The sequence below is a fragment of the Piscinibacter gummiphilus genome (assembly GCF_032681285.1).
Lineage (GTDB): Bacteria > Pseudomonadota > Gammaproteobacteria > Burkholderiales > Burkholderiaceae_C > Rhizobacter > Rhizobacter gummiphilus_A.
On sequence record NZ_CP136336.1, the window covers coordinates 4,611,620 to 4,625,844 of the forward strand.

Annotated in this window: 14 protein-coding genes; 7 read left to right on the forward strand and 7 right to left on the reverse strand. The window is 70.7% G+C overall.

Annotation, left to right across the window (positions count from 1 at the left end; translation table 11 throughout):
* Positions 1–3 precede the first annotated feature (3 nt).
* A complete protein-coding gene (locus RXV79_RS21735; protein WP_316700178.1) occupies positions 4–1,551 on the forward strand; it encodes a PfkB family carbohydrate kinase in 1,548 nt (515 codons plus the stop codon).
* Here the strand turns inward: RXV79_RS21735 and RXV79_RS21740 are convergent, their stop codons facing one another.
* The 3 genes from RXV79_RS21740 to amrB are packed head-to-tail and all read right to left on the reverse strand — an operon-like array spanning position 1,552 to position 5,050.
* Positions 1,552–2,568: a ribonuclease Z gene (locus RXV79_RS21740; RefSeq protein WP_316700179.1), complete on the reverse strand. Its 1,017-nt coding sequence runs from the start codon at positions 2,566–2,568 to the stop codon at positions 1,552–1,554.
* A 5-nt stretch (positions 2,569–2,573) separates the two neighbouring features.
* Positions 2,574–3,659, reverse strand: coding sequence for an AmmeMemoRadiSam system radical SAM enzyme (gene amrS / locus RXV79_RS21745; protein ID WP_316700180.1), 1,086 nt, complete (start codon positions 3,657–3,659; stop codon positions 2,574–2,576).
* Complete coding sequence (amrB, locus tag RXV79_RS21750) at positions 3,656–5,050, reverse strand: AmmeMemoRadiSam system protein B (protein WP_316700181.1); 1,395 nt, start codon at positions 5,048–5,050, stop codon at positions 3,656–3,658. Before amrB ends, amrS begins: the two co-directional genes overlap by 4 nt.
* Before the next feature lie 188 nt (positions 5,051–5,238).
* Here amrB and RXV79_RS21755 point away from each other — a divergent pair, with 188 nt between their 5' ends.
* The 3 genes from RXV79_RS21755 (at position 5,239) to RXV79_RS21765 (ending at position 8,089) form a co-directional block, all read left to right on the forward strand.
* Positions 5,239–5,883, forward strand: coding sequence for a dihydrofolate reductase family protein (locus RXV79_RS21755; protein ID WP_316700182.1), 645 nt, complete (start codon positions 5,239–5,241; stop codon positions 5,881–5,883).
* Between the two features lie 21 nt (positions 5,884–5,904).
* Positions 5,905–6,963 carry an alpha/beta fold hydrolase gene (locus RXV79_RS21760; protein ID WP_316700183.1) on the forward strand — a complete coding sequence of 353 codons (1,059 nt, stop codon included), beginning with the start codon at positions 5,905–5,907 and terminating at the stop codon, positions 6,961–6,963.
* Positions 6,964–7,117: 154 nt separating this feature from the next.
* Entirely contained in the window at positions 7,118–8,089 is a 972-nt protein-coding gene (locus RXV79_RS21765; RefSeq protein ID WP_316700184.1) for a hypothetical protein, read from the forward strand.
* On the opposite strand, the gene RXV79_RS21770 is transcribed toward RXV79_RS21765, so the two are convergent.
* The gene (locus RXV79_RS21770) at positions 8,086–8,583 is read right to left on the reverse strand and encodes an MOSC domain-containing protein (RefSeq protein WP_316700185.1); all 498 of its coding nucleotides are present in this window, start codon (positions 8,581–8,583) and stop codon (positions 8,086–8,088) included. The two genes, RXV79_RS21765 and RXV79_RS21770, sit on opposite strands and share 4 nt — an antisense overlap.
* A 60-nt stretch (positions 8,584–8,643) precedes the next feature.
* Here RXV79_RS21770 and RXV79_RS21775 point away from each other — a divergent pair, with 60 nt between their 5' ends.
* Positions 8,644–9,300, forward strand: coding sequence for a dioxygenase family protein (locus tag RXV79_RS21775; protein ID WP_316700186.1), 657 nt, complete (start codon positions 8,644–8,646; stop codon positions 9,298–9,300).
* Here RXV79_RS21775 and RXV79_RS21780 read toward each other — a convergent pair.
* Both RXV79_RS21780 and RXV79_RS21785 read right to left on the reverse strand, forming a co-directional pair.
* The gene (locus tag RXV79_RS21780; RefSeq protein WP_316700187.1) at positions 9,297–10,112 is read right to left on the reverse strand and encodes a YihY family inner membrane protein; all 816 of its coding nucleotides are present in this window, start codon (positions 10,110–10,112) and stop codon (positions 9,297–9,299) included. The genes RXV79_RS21775 and RXV79_RS21780 overlap by 4 nt on opposite strands.
* Before the next feature lie 13 nt (positions 10,113–10,125).
* The gene (locus RXV79_RS21785; protein ID WP_316700188.1) at positions 10,126–11,289 is read right to left on the reverse strand and encodes a toxin-antitoxin system YwqK family antitoxin; all 1,164 of its coding nucleotides are present in this window, start codon (positions 11,287–11,289) and stop codon (positions 10,126–10,128) included.
* Between the two features lie 67 nt (positions 11,290–11,356).
* On the opposite strand from RXV79_RS21785, the gene RXV79_RS21790 reads away from it, so the two are divergent.
* Positions 11,357–12,634 (forward strand): DUF1254 domain-containing protein, encoded by a 1,278-nt coding sequence (locus RXV79_RS21790; protein WP_316700189.1) that lies wholly within the window; start codon positions 11,357–11,359, stop codon positions 12,632–12,634.
* Positions 12,635–12,643: 9 nt separating this feature from the next.
* On the opposite strand, the gene RXV79_RS21795 is transcribed toward RXV79_RS21790, so the two are convergent.
* Entirely contained in the window at positions 12,644–13,279 is a 636-nt protein-coding gene (locus RXV79_RS21795) for a TetR/AcrR family transcriptional regulator (RefSeq protein ID WP_316700190.1), read from the reverse strand.
* A 94-nt stretch (positions 13,280–13,373) separates the two neighbouring features.
* On the opposite strand from RXV79_RS21795, the gene RXV79_RS21800 reads away from it, so the two are divergent.
* The gene (locus RXV79_RS21800; protein ID WP_316700191.1) at positions 13,374–14,219 is read left to right on the forward strand and encodes an NAD(P)H-binding protein; all 846 of its coding nucleotides are present in this window, start codon (positions 13,374–13,376) and stop codon (positions 14,217–14,219) included.
* Positions 14,220–14,225 lie beyond the last annotated feature (6 nt).

The window sequence follows — 14,225 nt, forward strand, 5'->3', positions numbered from 1 at the left end:
CGCATGTCAACGCCCATCGTCTGGAGCATCTCGGGGCAGGACAGCGGCGGCGGCGCAGGCCTGAGCGCCGACCAGCGCGCGGCCGACGCCGCCGAGGTGCACCTGTGCCCCATCGTCGCCCTACTCACGGCGCAGAGCAGCGTGGCCGTCGAGAGCGTGCACCCGGTGCCACCCGAGCAGCTGCATGCGCAGCTCGAAGCGCTGGCCCACGACCTGCCGCCCCGCGCCATCAAGACCGGCCTGCTCGGCAGCGTGGCCAACGTGCGCGTGGTCGCGCAATGGGTCGACCGGCTGCGCCAGCGCGGGCCGCTCGCGCTCGTCGTCGACCCGGTGCTGCGCGCGAGCACCGGCGAGAGCTTTGCCAACGTGGCGCTCGTCGAGGCCTACCGCCAGGAGCTGCTGCCGCGGGCGACCGTCGTCACGCCGAACCGGCGCGAAGCCGCGAGGCTGCTGCTGCGCCACGACCACGACGTGCCTGACCAAGCGCGTGCGCTGCGCGCGCTCGGCACCGAAGCTGCGTGCATCACAGGTGGCGATGCGGACGAGCCCATCGCGCGCGACCACTGGCACAGCGTGCACGCCACCGGCTGGCTCGCCCTGCCACGCCGCGCTGCACCGAATACGCACGGCACCGGCTGCACCTTCGCCACCGCGCTGGCCGCCGCCATCGCGCGCGGCTTCGTGCCCGCCGACGCCGCGGTGATCGCGAAGATGCTCACCACCTCGGGCCTGCGCGCCGATGCATCGAACCCCGGCCGCGGCGCCGGCCCGGTGCGCCCGCGCCACGGCTTCATCACCGACCGCAGCCTGTTGCCCACGCTCGACGACGGCGAGTTGCCGACGTTCGCGCCAGGCAGCACACCACCGGTGGAGGGCCTCTACGCGATCACCGACCACGCGGCGCACCTCGCCTCGCTGGTGAAACAAGGCGTGCGCACCGTGCAGCTGCGCCTGAAGCGCGCAGACGACGAGCCGGCAGCAGCCTGGCAAGCCCGCCTGCTCGACCAGATCACCCGCTCGCGTGCGGCAACGCTCGCGCATGGCGCCACCTTGATCGTCAACGACCACTGGCAAGAGGCCGCCGCGCTCGGCGTCGACTTCGTGCACCTGGGCCAGGAAGACCTGCTCGCGCTCGGGGCCGAAGAACGCGATTCGCTGATGCGGGCGCGCCGCGCCGGCCTGCGCCTGGGCGTCAGCTCGCACAGCCTGTGGGAGCTGGCCCGTGCGGCCGCCTGGCAACCCGACTACATCGCCTGCGGCCCGGTGTGGCCCACGCTCACCAAGGCCATGCCGTGGCGTCCGCAGGGCTTGCGCAACCTCGCCTGGTGGGCCGCCATGTCACCGGCCCCGGTGGTGGCGATCGGAGGCATGCTCGCGCCGGAGCAGCTGGCCGATGCGGCGGCCGCCGGGGCGGGCGCAGGCTGCGTCGTGCGGGGCCTGCAAGCGGGTGCGACGCACGGCGTGCACGAGTGGCTCGCGGCGTGGCAAGCCGGGTCGGCGCGCCGCACGCGGGCAGCGCCTGGCTGGCCCGCGCCGTCGTTGCCGGGGTGATCAGGCGGTCGCTCGCGACGCCGCCTCCACCTCCGCCCGCACCGCCGCTTCGCGCCCGCGGTAGCGCGGCGAGAAGTGAAACGGCACCACCTGCCTCGCCCCGAGCCATCGCGCAAACTCGCCGGCCTGGCGCGCGGTGAGGTGGTTCTTGCGCGCCGCGTGCTCACGGTCGGCGTCGAGAAAGACCGCCTCGATGTGCAACACGTCGCAGGGGCGCAGGATGCGGCCCAGGCGCTCGAGGTTGGCCTCGCTGCCCCGCAGGTCGGTCACGTAACCGATGCGGCGGCCGGGCACGGTGTCGAGCACGACCGAACGCAGCTCGCCCACGCTGCGCTGTGCACGGTGTTCGCCCGCGCGGTCGCGCCACAGCAGGTCGATCGGTGTGTCATCCGGTGCTCCGCCCAGCACCGCCTGCTTGAGCTCGCGCAGCCACGGGCCGGTCGTGAGCCCCATTGCGGCGATGCGGTCGGCTGCCACGCGCACCTGCGCCTTCTCGTCGAGCGCGAAGGCCAGCACCGGCATCTCGTGGTCGACGATCGCCGCGCGCACGCTGAAGAGCGGCTCGTCGACCAGCAGTGCCGGATCGCCGTGCGACGTGGCCGGCAGGTCCTCGCGCGCGAAACTCTGCCGGCTGTCGAAGCGCGCATGGCGGTGGCTGCCGTCTTCGTGCAGCGCATGCGCCTCGATCACCATCGGCACCTCGTAGCGGTGCACCACGTTCCAGGTGTAGGCCTGCAGCTTGTGGTGCACGCGGTCGACGAAACCCGGCCCGCCCCACAGCACCAGCCGCGGCATGCGGCCGAGGCCGAGCGCGAGCAGGTGGTCGAAGCCGGCGAAGTGGTCCATGTGCGCATGGCTCACGAAGGCACGCGACACGCGCAGCAGCACGCGCGGCGCGAGGCGCTCGATCTCGCCCAGGTCGAAGAGGAGCGCACGCCGGTGGTCGCGCAGGTCGGCCACCAGCCCCGGCTCGACGGCACTCGGGTCGACGAGCCGCAGGTCGAAGGTCGTGCGCATGACCCTCAGCTGAGGGCCATGCGCACCGGGATGCGCCGGCGCCCGAATCCCTTCCCGAGGCCGCCGGCAAAGCGCCCGGCGATCGGCGTGGCGCAGTGCGGGCAGGCGCCATCGGCCGTGAGCTCGTAGCGCGTGATGGCGTGCCAGTCGCGCTCGATCAGCGCGGCGTGGCAGCCCGGGCAGTGCGTGGTGCCGCCTGCGGTGTCGTGCACGTTGCCGGTGTAGACGTGGTGCAGGCCGTTGGCGAGCGCAATCTCCCGTGAGCGGGTCAGCGTCGCCTTGGGCGTGGGGCCGATGTCACCCATCTTGTAGTCGGGGTGGAAGGCGGTGAAGTGCAGCGGCACGTCAGGGCCCAGGTGATCGGCGATCCAGCGCGTCATCTGCTCGATCTCTTGCACGCTGTCGTTGAGGCCGGGGATCAAGAGCGTGGTGATCTCGAGCCAGCAATCGGTCTCGTGGTGGAGGTACTGCAGCGTGTCGAGCACCGGCGCGAGGTGCGAGCCGGTCTGCTGCTGGTAGAAGCTTTCGGTAAAGGCCTTGAGGTCGACGTTGGCCGCGTCCATCTTCGCGTAGAACTCGCGGCGCGGCTCGGCGTGCATGTAGCCCGCCGTCACGGCGACCGTCTTCACGCCCTGCGCGTGGCAGGCGTCGGCCGTGTCCATCGCGTACTCGGCAAAGATCACCGGGTCGTTGTAGGTGAAGGCGACGCTCAGCGCGCCGCTGTCTTTCGCGGCCGCGGCGATGCGCTCGGGCGAGGCCGTGTCCATCAGGCGGTCCATCTCGCGGCTCTTGGAGATGTCCCAGTTCTGGCAGAACTTGCAGGCGAGGTTGCAGCCGGCGGTGCCGAACGAGAGCACGGCCGAGCCAGGGTAGAAGTGGTTGAGCGGCTTCTTCTCGATCGGGTCGATGCAGAAGCCCGAGCTGCGGCCATACGTGGTGAGCCGCATCTCGTCGCCCTCGCGCTGGCGCACGAAGCACAGGCCGCGCTGGCCTTCGTGCAGCTTGCAGTCGCGCGGGCAGAGGTCGCACTGGATGCGCCCGTCGGCGAGCGCATGCCACCAGCGGCCGGGCACGTTGCTCGGGTCGTTCATCGCGCCTCCTCGAACTTGCGCACGCGGTAGCGCGAGAGCCTCACCTCGGGCGCCCAGAAGTCGGCCGCCAGGCCCGCCTTGCGCTTGAGCGAGGCGAGGAAGCTGCGCGCATCGGGCAGCTGTTCCCACACCTGCGGCAGGTAGGTGGCGCGGTGGCCTCGCCATTCGAAGATGACGCCGTGTTCGCCGGGCTCGAGGGCAGCAAGCGCCTCGGCCTCGGTCTGCACCTCGAGCGTCTCGGGACGGTCGAGCAACGACACCTCCACCCGCACGCTCAGCCATTCGTCGACGCGAAGAGGGGGAAAGCGCGGGTCGTGGAAGGCGGCAGCGACCGCGTTGGCCCGCACGTCGTCGAGAAGGGGCCGCGCCGCTTCCAGGCGGCCGATGCAGCCGCGCAACTCGCCGTCGTCGTCGTGCAGCGTCACGAAGGTCGCGCCCGGTTGAGCGAGCGCCGCCAGGTCGGGCAAACGCCCCTGCGGCGGCTCGACACCGAGGGCCTCGGCGATGGCGCTGCGCGCGTGTGCGATCAGGGTGGGGCCCAACGCGTCGGCATGCGCGTGCGGGTCGGTGTGTGCCTGCGACGCCGGCTGGTCGAACGCCACCGCGCCATAGCCGACCACCCGGTCGCGACCGGCCAGGCCTGCCTTCGCGTCGCCCGAGTTGCGCACGCCCAGCAGGCGCGGCACCAAGCCCTTGGCCCGCGCAAGCTGCAGCGCGCCATTGAGCGGCGCGGCGCCGCAGGCCTCATCGCCTTCGAGGTCGGTCGCGAAGTGCAGGATGCGCTCCACCGTCGCCCCGTCACGCGCCTGCGCTTGCGCATACGGCAGGTAATGCGAGAGGTCGGAGCTGACGACGATGAGCGTCTCGTCGCCGCCCCACAGGCGCTCCAGCACCTGCGCCACCTCGGAAGGGCTCGCGTCGCCGACCGCCAGCGGCACGAGGCGGAAGCCCTCACCCAGCACCTGCTGCAGGAAGGGCAGCTGCACCTCGAGCGAATGCTCCATCGCATGCGGCCGGTCGGCCAGCACCACCTGTGGCAGCTCGCGCAGCGCGGCGATGGCCTCGCGGTCGAGCGCCACCTCGCCGAGCGGGGTGTCGAAACTGGCGACCGTCGGCGCCGCCAGCCCGCGCACCGGCACGCGGTGCACTGGGCCGAGCAGCACCACGCGCGTGATCCGCCCGTGCCAGCGCGCCAGCTCGGCATAGGCGAGTGCCGCCACGTCGCCCGAATACACATAACCGGCATGCGGCACGACGATCAGCTTGGGCGCGCGCGCGGCACCCGGCGCCGTGCCGGCCGCCGCGAGGTGCGCGGCCAGCGCTGAGCGCAGGCTCGCGGCATCGCCGGGGTAGAAGGTTCCGGCCACGGCGGCGGGTCGAACGGTATGCATGGGTACAGCTCCTGCAAACCTCGGATGTGGGGCTGCGGCACCCACCATCAACCCCCGGCGCGGCCCGCGCAAGGATGACCCTGCGGCCGGCAGGGAGTCGGCCGCAAAATCGCCGTTCCCGCTGTCGATGCGCGCCGGGTCCATTCGTCGTGCAAGGGTCCACCCTTTCATTCCACGGAGATTTGCGCATGTCCAAGGTCAGAGTTGCCGCGTTCACCTTGTCCCTCGACGGCTACGGCGCCGGCCCGAACCAGAGCCTCGAGCACCCGCTCGGCGAGGGCGGCGAGGCGCTGCACCAGTGGTTCCACCGCACCCGCGTCTTCACCCAGATGACGGGCCAGGGCGAGGTCGTCGAAGACCTCAACGACCGTTTCGCCACCCGCAGCTTCGAGAACGTGGGCGCCTGGGTGCTCGGGCGCAACATGTTCGGCCCGGTGCGCGGACCCTGGCCCGACGACACCTGGAAGGGCTGGTGGGGCGACAACCCGCCGTACCACGTGCCGACCTTCGTGCTCACGCACCATGCGCGGGGGCCACTGGCGATGGAGGGCGGCACCACCTTCCACTTCGTGACCGGTGGCATCCACGAAGCGCTCGATCGCGCACGCGAGGCCGCACAGGGCAAGGACGTGCGCATCGGCGGCGGTGTCTCCACCGTGCGCCAGTACCTCGAAGCGGGGCTGATCGACGAGATGCACCTCGCCATCTCGCCCGTGCTGCTCGGCCGCGGCGAGGCCTTCTTCGCCGGCCTCGACCTCCTGAAACTGGGCTTTCGCTGCACCGAACAGGTGGCCGCCGAGAAGGCCTTGCACGTGGTGTTGAGCCGAGGCTGAAGGTCGCCGCACAATCGGCGCATGCCCGCCCTCAAGCAGGATGTCCGCTTTTGCACGGCCCCCGACGGCACGCGCATCGCCGTGGCCTCCGTCGGCTCGGGGCCGCCACTGGTGCGGGCCTCGCACTGGCTCAGCCATGTCGAACATGACCTCGCCAGCCCCGTGTGGCGGCCGTGGCTCACGGCGCTCTCTCGCCATCACACCTACCACCGCTATGACCAGCGCGGCTGCGGCCTGTCGGACCGCTCCTTCGCCGGCCTGTCGCTCGACGTGTGGGTCAGCGACCTCGAAGCGGTGGTCGACCACCTCGGGCTCGAACGCTTCCCGCTGATCGGCATGTCGCAGGGCGGTGCGGTGGCGATCAGCTACGCGCATCGCCACCCCGAGCGGGTGTCGCGGCTGGTGCTGGTGGGTGCCTATGCGCAGGGTGTGCTCCGGCGCGAAGGCGCGGAGCAGGCGCGCCTCGAAGCCGAAACCATGGTCAACATGATGCGGGTCGGCTGGGGCAGCGACAACGACGCCTTCCGCCAGGTGTTCACCAACCAGTTCATCCCCGGCGGCACGCCCGAGCAGCTGCGTTGGTGGACCGAGCTGCAGCGCCGCACGGCGAGCCCCGAAGGGGCCGCGCGCACGCTGGAGGTCTTCCACGACGTGGACGTGGTGCGCCTCGCGGCGTCGCTCGACGTGCCCACGCTCGTGATGCACGCGCGTGGCGATGCACGCGTGCCCTTCGACGAAGGCCGCCGGCTGGCAGCACTGATCCCCGGTGCCCGCTTCGTGGCGCTGGAGTCCGACAACCACGTGCTGCTCGAAGGCGAACCCGCATGGCCGCAGTTTCTCGACGAGCTGCAGGGCTTCCTCGCCGAAGACACCGAGCCTGCGCCCTCGAGCGCCGCCAGCCTCACCCCCGCCGAAGCCGCCGTGCTGGAGCTGCTGGCGCATGGCCTCTCCAACCAGGCCATCGCCACCCAGCTTGGCAAGACCGAGAAGACGGTACGCAACCAGCTCTCGGTGATCTTCGACAAGCTCGGCGTGAAGAGCCGCGCCGAAGCCATCGTGCACGCGCTGCGACACCCCTAGCCCTTGGGGGGTCGTGGGACAGATGCCCCACGCCTCGCGTCCGCAGTCCCGCCGCCGGGCCCTCAAACGGGACGATCGCCTCATGCCCGCCGAGGCCCCTGCGCGAATCATCGTCGGCACGTCATGTGACGCATCCACCGATTCAGGAGGTCTTATGCAAACCCACACATCCACCACCGACCCGCGCTACGCCAAGACCATCGAAGCCTCGAAGAAGGTGCGCTGGGAGATCGAACGCGACATCATCCGCGGCCGCCGCTTCGACCTGTCGCAGAAGTTCCTGCCCGATGGCCTGTCGATGATCGACGAGCTGGCCGACGTGCTCAGCGCGGAACAGCAGCGCTTCCTCGGCCAGGTGCAGGGCCGCACCTACGCCAACATGTTCGGCCTGGTCGAGCGTTTCATCTGCGCCAAGATCCTCGAGCTGAGCCGCGAGCACTGGCTGGGTGACCAGACGGCGCTCGAAGCGCTGGTGCGCTTCAGCGACGAGGAGCTGAAGCACCAGGCGCTCTTTCGCCGCGTCGAGGGCCTGGTGGCCGACGGCATGCCCGAAGGCTACGAGTTCGCGGTGTCGCCGAACGACGTGGCGAGCTTCGTGCTCGGCAAGGGCACCTGGGCCGTGCTCGCCCTCACCTGCCACATCGAGCTCTTCTCGCAGGCGCACTACCGCCAGAGCATCGACCCGGCCGAAGGCCTGTCCGAACTCTTCAAGGACATCTTCCTCTTCCATTGGAAGGAGGAATCGCAGCACGCCATCCTCGACGAGCTGGAGTGGCTGCGTGAAGACGCCAAGCTCGGCAGCGATGCCGAGCGCGACACCGCGGTGGGCGAGCTGATCGAACTCGTCGGCGGGGTCGACGGCATCCTGCAGGCCCAGGCCCAGGCCGACACGCGCTACTTCCTGCGCACGTTGAAGCTTGCCGAGTCGGGCCCGCTTGCCGAACGCGTGGGCGCCACCGTGCTCAAGGCCTACCGCTGGCAGTACATCGTCTCGGGCGCGCTGCACCCGCACTTCCAGAAGGTGCTGGGCACGCTGGTGAACGAGCCGCAGATGGGCCGCATCCAGGCCGCGCTGGCGCCGCTGGCCTACGCGGTGCCGGGCGAGAAGATGGCGAAGGCGGCTTAAGCGGGTGGCAAGGCGCGCACCACATCGCCAAGGCGAATTGCCCCGCCGGTGAGGATGCGCGCCGTCATGCCGCCGTGCCCGCGCATCGCGGCATAGGCGCCGGGGCCGACCTCTTCTTCCATGCGCGAGCACGGCGCGCACGGGCCGACGATCTGCAGCACCGCGTCGCCCACCTGCAGCTTGGCGTTCTTGAGCGCCAGCAGGTTGATGCCCGAGACGACGAGGTTGCGGCGCAGCGTCACCGGGTCGACCTCGGCGACGCGGGCCAGCCGCGCGATCACCGGCAGGTGCTCCAGCTGGATGAGCGTGACCTGGCGGGTGGAGAGCTCGGCCTCGCCGCGCTGGCCGAGCCGGTCGTCGGCGAGGCCGATGCCGGCCAGCGCCTGCGTCGCCTCGACGCGGCGTGCCGGGGCACGCGGGTGGCCGCGCACGACGATGGCTTCGATGCGGCCTTCGACATGCGGCGGTGCGTTCAGGTCGCGGATGGTTTTCATGGCCCGGGCATTGTCGTGGCCTTGCCGGAACCTCATGCCGGCGAGGACACTCCCAGGCACATGCACACCCCCTTCGCGATCAGCCGCCGCCATGGCCTGCGCCTGCTCACCGGCACGGCCAGCGCGCTCGCCCTGCCCTCGCTCGCATGGGCCGCCTTGCCGGCAATGACCGAAGGGCCGTTCTACCCCTCGGTGGAATGGCGCGCGCGCCAGCTCGACTGGGACGCCGACCTCACACGCGTCACCCGCGCGGCCGGTGCCGACGCACCGCGCGCATCCGGCGAGTGGCTGGACCTCGGCGGTGCCGTCGTCGACGCAAAAGGCCGCCCGATCGACGGCGCCGAAATCGAGATCTGGCAGTGCGACGTGCACGGCAGCTACCGCCACCCCCACGGCGCCGGCGACAAGGTCGACGAGGCCTTCCAGGGCTTCGGCGGCACCCGCAGCGATGGCCGCGGGCTCTACCGCTTCCGCACCATCAAGCCGGTGCCCTACCCTGGCCGCACGCCGCACATCCACGTGCGGGTGCGCCATGCCAGCTTCGGCGAGCTGACCTCGCAACTCTTCGTCGCGGGCGACCCCGGCAATGCACGCGACTTCCTCTACCGCAGCCTCTCGGCGGCAGAGCGGGCAGACTCCGAGATCCGGCTGGAGCGGGCGGCGGCCGGCTCGCCCACCCGCTGGGTCGCACAGCGTTCGCTGGTGGTGGGGCGCTAGCTTCGCGAACCCTTGGCCGCCGGGCGCCCGAGGTTGGCCGCGATGAGCGCCGCCGCCAGCGTGACCAGCCACGACACGTAGACCCACAGCAGGAAGGCCGGCAACACGGCGAACGCGCCGTACACCGCCTTGTAGGTGGGCAGCTTGAGCAGGTAGGCCGTGAAGCCGCGCTTGCACAGCTCGATGGCCGCACTGCCGAGCACGCCGCCCACGATGGCCTGCGGCCAGCCGACACGTGTGTTGGGCACGACGCGGAAGAGGACCGCCAGCGCGAGCGCGCCGAGCACCGCCGGAATGAAGTTCACCAGCACCTGCACCGAGGGCGGCAAGGCCTCGAGCCAGCCCATCGACATGCCCAGCACGTACGACGAAGCCCACAGGCTGACGCCCAGCACCGGCGGGCCGAGCAGCAGCATCACGAGGTAGAGGCCCACACGCTTGAGGAAGGGCCGGTTGCGCTTCACGCCCCAGATCTGGTTGAGCGCGTTTTCCACCGTCAGCAGCAGCGCGAGCGAGGTGGCGAGCAGGAACAGCGAGCCCACCCAGGTGAGCCCGCCCGCGTTGGCGGCGAACTGGTTGAGGTAGCGCAGCACCGGCTGGGCGATGTCGGCCGGCAGCAGGTTGCGCAGGAGCAGCGCGTCGATCGCGTCCTTGAATCGCTTGAAGAGCGACGGGTAGCGGATGAAGAGCGCGAAGCAGATCGCGAGGAACGGCACCACCGAGAGCACCGTCGTGAAGGTGAGGCTGCCGGCGATCTGCGGCAGCCGCTCCTTGCGCGCGCGCTGGAAGGTCTGGCGGAAGAACTGCAGCATCAGCGTGCGCGCGTCATTTCGAGAACGACTTGCGCGAGCCGTCTTCGAACACCGCGTCGTCGCGCTGCACCTTGCCGCTCTCGTCGAGCTCGCGCTCGCGCTGGATGCGGCCTCGCTCGTCGTGGTGGCGCTCGAGCCGCAGCTTGCCGTCGGAGTCGAAGCTCTTGTGCACGCCGAGTGGCCGCTCGTCGTAGCGGCCGACCAGGAGCCAGCGCCCTTCGAACGATGCACGCCCGTTGTCGTGATAGCGCGTGTCCTGCCGCAGCAGCTGCTCGCCGTTGCGCTCGTAGGCCTGCTTCGAGCGCAACTGGCCGTTCAGGTACCACTGCTGTTCGAGCACGAGCTCGCTGCCGCGATCGCCGGGCTTCCACTGCCGCTCGCGCGTGAGCGTGCCGCTCTCGTGGTACTCGCGCTCCAGCGTGGTGACGCGGCGCTTGTCGCGCATCACCCATTGGCGCTCGCGGCGCTGGGTGCCGTTGTCGGAGAAGCTGCGCTCGATGCCGCCTTCGGCGCTGCTCTCGACCTGCTCGCTCGGCTTGCCGTTGGCATGCAGGGTTTCGCTGCGGCGGCGCTCGCCGCGCTCGTGCACCAGGCTGCCCGTCACGCGGCCGTCTTCGGCGTGCAGCGTCACCGTGCCGGGGCCGCGCGGGTGGCCGCACCAGGTGGCATCGTCGGCGAAGGGCGCGAGCTGCGGCTCGGGTGCGCAGCGAAGCTGGCGCAGCTTGCCCTGCGACGTGAATTCGGCATAGGCCTGCTCGCGGCCGTCGTCGCCGTAGAAGGTGACACGCTGCAGGCTGCCCTTCGCATCCCAGCGCCGCGAGAGGCCGGCGTTGCTGCCGTTGCGCAGGTTTTCTTCCAGCACGAGCTGCTTGCCGTTGAACTCGCGTGCCACGCCGTCGCGGTTGCCGCGCTCGTTGCGGCTGTGCTCGCGCTTGACCTCGCCTTTGTCGTCGTAGAAGCGCACGAGGCCGATGAACTTGCCGTCGCGCAGCTCCTCCTCGCGCACGAGCCGGCCGGTGTCGCGGTCGCGGCAGCGCATCACGCCGGTCTTGCCGGCGGTGGTGTGGCCGTTGTTCGGGTTGACCGACTGGCCGCCGATGTCGCAGTCTTCGACGCGGGCGAGAGCGAGGCTGGGCAGGGCGCCCAGCGCCAGGAGCATGAGGTGAAGGCGTCGCATAGGCGAATGCTACGCAAGCGGCCGGTGCCTATAGTGGGCTTTCATCACACAACAGGGAGGAGACCCCATGCCAGCCATCGATGCGGACCTGCAGACTGCCTATGCCTACACCTTTCCCTACTACGAGATGGCGCGGCAGCGGTTCATCTCGTCTGAGGTGCAGCGCACGCCCGTCAACACCTTCGGCCACCGCCGCACGCTCGCGGACCACACGGCCCGCGCCGTCACCACCCCCAACAACGACACGCTGTATTCAAGCGCCTGGCTCGACCTGTCGGCCGGCCCGATCGAGCTGACGGTGCCGCGCATTCCCGCCGGCCGCTACTGGTCGATGCAGTTCATGGACGCCAGCACGAGCACCGTGGCCCTCCTGGGCTCGCGCGACGAGGGCGACGGCGACTTCAAGGTCTGGATCGCCCGCCACGGCGACACCACCGACGCCCCGGCCGGCATGCGGGTGCTGCGCCTGGCCACGCGCGACGTGTGGATGCTCGGCCGCATCGTGGTCGACGGCACGCATGACCTGCCTGCCGTGCAGGCGCTGCAGGATGGTCTGCGGCTGCGGGCGGTGAAGGCCGGCAGCGCACCGGCCGGCCCCGTGGCGCCCGCCGCGCCGCGCGGCTCGCCCACCGACGGCGGCAACTACCTCGCCGTGGTCAACGACATGCTGCAACGCAGCGGCGTGCCGGCGGCCGACCAGGAACGACTCAAGCGCTGGTCGGCCTTCGGCATCGGTGTCGGCAGCGGGGCTCCCACGCCCGAGCAGGGCGCGGCGTTGACGGCCGCACTGCCCGAGCTCAACGCCTCGCTGCGCAACGGGGCGCAGCGCGCCATGAACGCCAGAGTGGTTCAGCAGTGGAGCTATCCCGACCCCGCGATCGGCACCTTCGGCACCGACCACGCGCTGCGCGCGACCGTCGCCCTGGTCGGCCTGGCCGCCCTGCCGCCCAGCGAAGCGATCTACCTCGGCGCCGTGCCCAGCCACAGCGACAAGCCCTTCCACGGCAGCCAGCGCTACCGCGTGCGCGTGCCGGCGCAGGGCATCGACGCGAAGGCCTTCTGGTCGCTTTCGATGTACCAGGTCGAGCCCGATGGCCGGCTCTTTTTCGTCGACAACCCGATCAGGCGCTACGCGGTGGGCAACCGCACGCCCGGCCTCGTGAAGAACGCCGACGGTTCGCTCGACCTCTACGTGCAGCAGCAGGAGCCCACAGAGGCCACGCAGAAGGCCAACTGGCTGCCGGCACCGGCCGGCCTCTTCCGCATGACGCTGCGCGCCTACCTGCCGTCGGCGGCGATGCTCAAGGGCGAGGCGCCGCTGCCGGTGGTCGAAACGCTGCCGTGAGCGAAACGCTCACGCGTCGTTCGGGTTGGTGATCGCGCGCAGGCTCATGCGCCGGTAGGCCTCGATCAGCGCCTTGGCCTCGCCGCGCTTGGCCGAGAGCGTGAGGCGCATGGTCTCTTCGCCGAGCTGCCACACGAGGAAGGCGAGCGTGCCGACCTTCTTCGCATCGGCTTTCGGGAACACCCGCATGATCGCGGCCGCCAGCAGCGCGCCGGCCGCACGGCTCTCGGTGAGTTGCAGCTCGGCCAGCAGCTTGTCGGCCAGCATGCCGGCGTGCAGGTCGCGCATCACCGGGTTGCTGTCCATCATCTGCTCGTAGAGATCGAGCAGGCGGGAGAACGCGGCCGACAGGCCGGCCTTGTCGTGCACCTCCGCCAACTCGGCCTCGATGCTCGTGCGGCACTCCAGCGCGTACTTCTCGGCCAGCGTGCGGATCACGGCCCGCTTGTCGGGGAAGTACTGGTACAGCGAGCCGATCGAAATGCCGGCCGCCTGCGCCACCTCGCTCATCTTCAGCGGCTCGCTGCCCTTCTCTGCAATCAAGGCCTCGGCCACCGCGAGGATGCGGTCGAGGCGCTCCTGGCTGCGCGCCTGCAGCGGCTGGCGGCGGGCGGCGGGCAATTCGTCGGACGGCGGTGGAGACATGGCGTGAGAGGGTTCTGAAAAACGGGCTTGACAGACAAATGTGAGTATCTATCATCTTTGAACGTGAGTATTCCTCACATTCAAGGAGCGACCCATGACCTCACCCGATACACATCCCATCCTCGTCCTCGGCGCCACCGGCAAGACCGGCAGCCGCATTGCCGCACGCCTGCGCGAGATGGGCCTGCCCGTGCGCGCCGGCTCGCGCAGTGCCACACCGGCTTTCGATTGGGAGGCCCCGGACACCTGGGGTGCCGCGCTGCATGGCGTGCGGGCGGTGTACGTGAGCTACCAGCCCGACCTGGCCGTGCCCACCGCGCTGGCCACGGTGACCGCTTTCTTCACGCTGGCGCGCGAACTGGGCGTGAAGCAACTCGTGCTGCTGTCGGGCCGCGGCGAGCGCGAGGCCGAGCAGGCCGAAGACGCGCTGCGGGCGAGCGGCGCCGACTGGACCATCCTCCGCGCCGCCTGGTTTGCGCAGAACTTCAGCGAGGGCCTGATGCTCGAGCCGCTGCTCGAAGGCGAGCTGGCTTTGCCGGTGGCCGGCGTGCGCGAGCCCTTCATCGACGTGGACGACATCGCCGAGATCGCCGTGCAGGCGCTCACCACCGATCGCCATCGCCACCAGCTGTACGAGCTGACCGGCCCGCGCAGCATCACCTTCGCGCAGGCGGTGCAGGAGATCGCCCACGCGAGCGGCCAGCCGATGCGCTACACCACCGTGCCGAACGAGGCCTATCGCGCCGCGCTGGGCGCCGCACAGACGCCACCCGAGGTGACGGCCCTGGTGATGTACCTGTTCGAGACCGTGCTCGACGGCCGCAACGAACAGGTGACCGACGGCGTGCAGCGCGCGCTCGGCCGCCCTGCGCGCGACTTCAGCGAGTTCGCGCGCCAGGCCGCGGCGGCCGGCGCGTGGCAGACGCGCCTGGCCGCCTGAGGCCGG

Coding starts and splice junctions, on each gene's coding strand:
- amrB (WP_316700181.1), bottom strand. CDS start 5,050: ATGCATACCGTTCGACCCGCCGCCGTGGCCGGAACCTTCTACCCCGGC.
- RXV79_RS21790 (WP_316700189.1), top strand. CDS start 11,357: ATGCCAGCCATCGATGCGGACCTGCAGACTGCCTATGCCTACACCTTT.
- RXV79_RS21765 (WP_316700184.1), top strand. CDS start 7,118: ATGCAAACCCACACATCCACCACCGACCCGCGCTACGCCAAGACCATC.
- RXV79_RS21735 (WP_316700178.1), top strand. CDS start 4: ATGTCAACGCCCATCGTCTGGAGCATCTCGGGGCAGGACAGCGGCGGC.
- RXV79_RS21795 (WP_316700190.1), bottom strand. CDS start 13,279: ATGTCTCCACCGCCGTCCGACGAATTGCCCGCCGCCCGCCGCCAGCCG.
- amrS (WP_316700180.1), bottom strand. CDS start 3,659: ATGAACGACCCGAGCAACGTGCCCGGCCGCTGGTGGCATGCGCTCGCC.
- RXV79_RS21770 (WP_316700185.1), bottom strand. CDS start 8,583: ATGAAAACCATCCGCGACCTGAACGCACCGCCGCATGTCGAAGGCCGC.
- RXV79_RS21740 (WP_316700179.1), bottom strand. CDS start 2,568: ATGCGCACGACCTTCGACCTGCGGCTCGTCGACCCGAGTGCCGTCGAG.
- RXV79_RS21760 (WP_316700183.1), top strand. CDS start 5,905: ATGCCCGCCCTCAAGCAGGATGTCCGCTTTTGCACGGCCCCCGACGGC.
- RXV79_RS21755 (WP_316700182.1), top strand. CDS start 5,239: ATGTCCAAGGTCAGAGTTGCCGCGTTCACCTTGTCCCTCGACGGCTAC.
- RXV79_RS21780 (WP_316700187.1), bottom strand. CDS start 10,112: ATGCTGCAGTTCTTCCGCCAGACCTTCCAGCGCGCGCGCAAGGAGCGG.
- RXV79_RS21775 (WP_316700186.1), top strand. CDS start 8,644: ATGCACACCCCCTTCGCGATCAGCCGCCGCCATGGCCTGCGCCTGCTC.
- RXV79_RS21800 (WP_316700191.1), top strand. CDS start 13,374: ATGACCTCACCCGATACACATCCCATCCTCGTCCTCGGCGCCACCGGC.
- RXV79_RS21785 (WP_316700188.1), bottom strand. CDS start 11,289: ATGCGACGCCTTCACCTCATGCTCCTGGCGCTGGGCGCCCTGCCCAGC.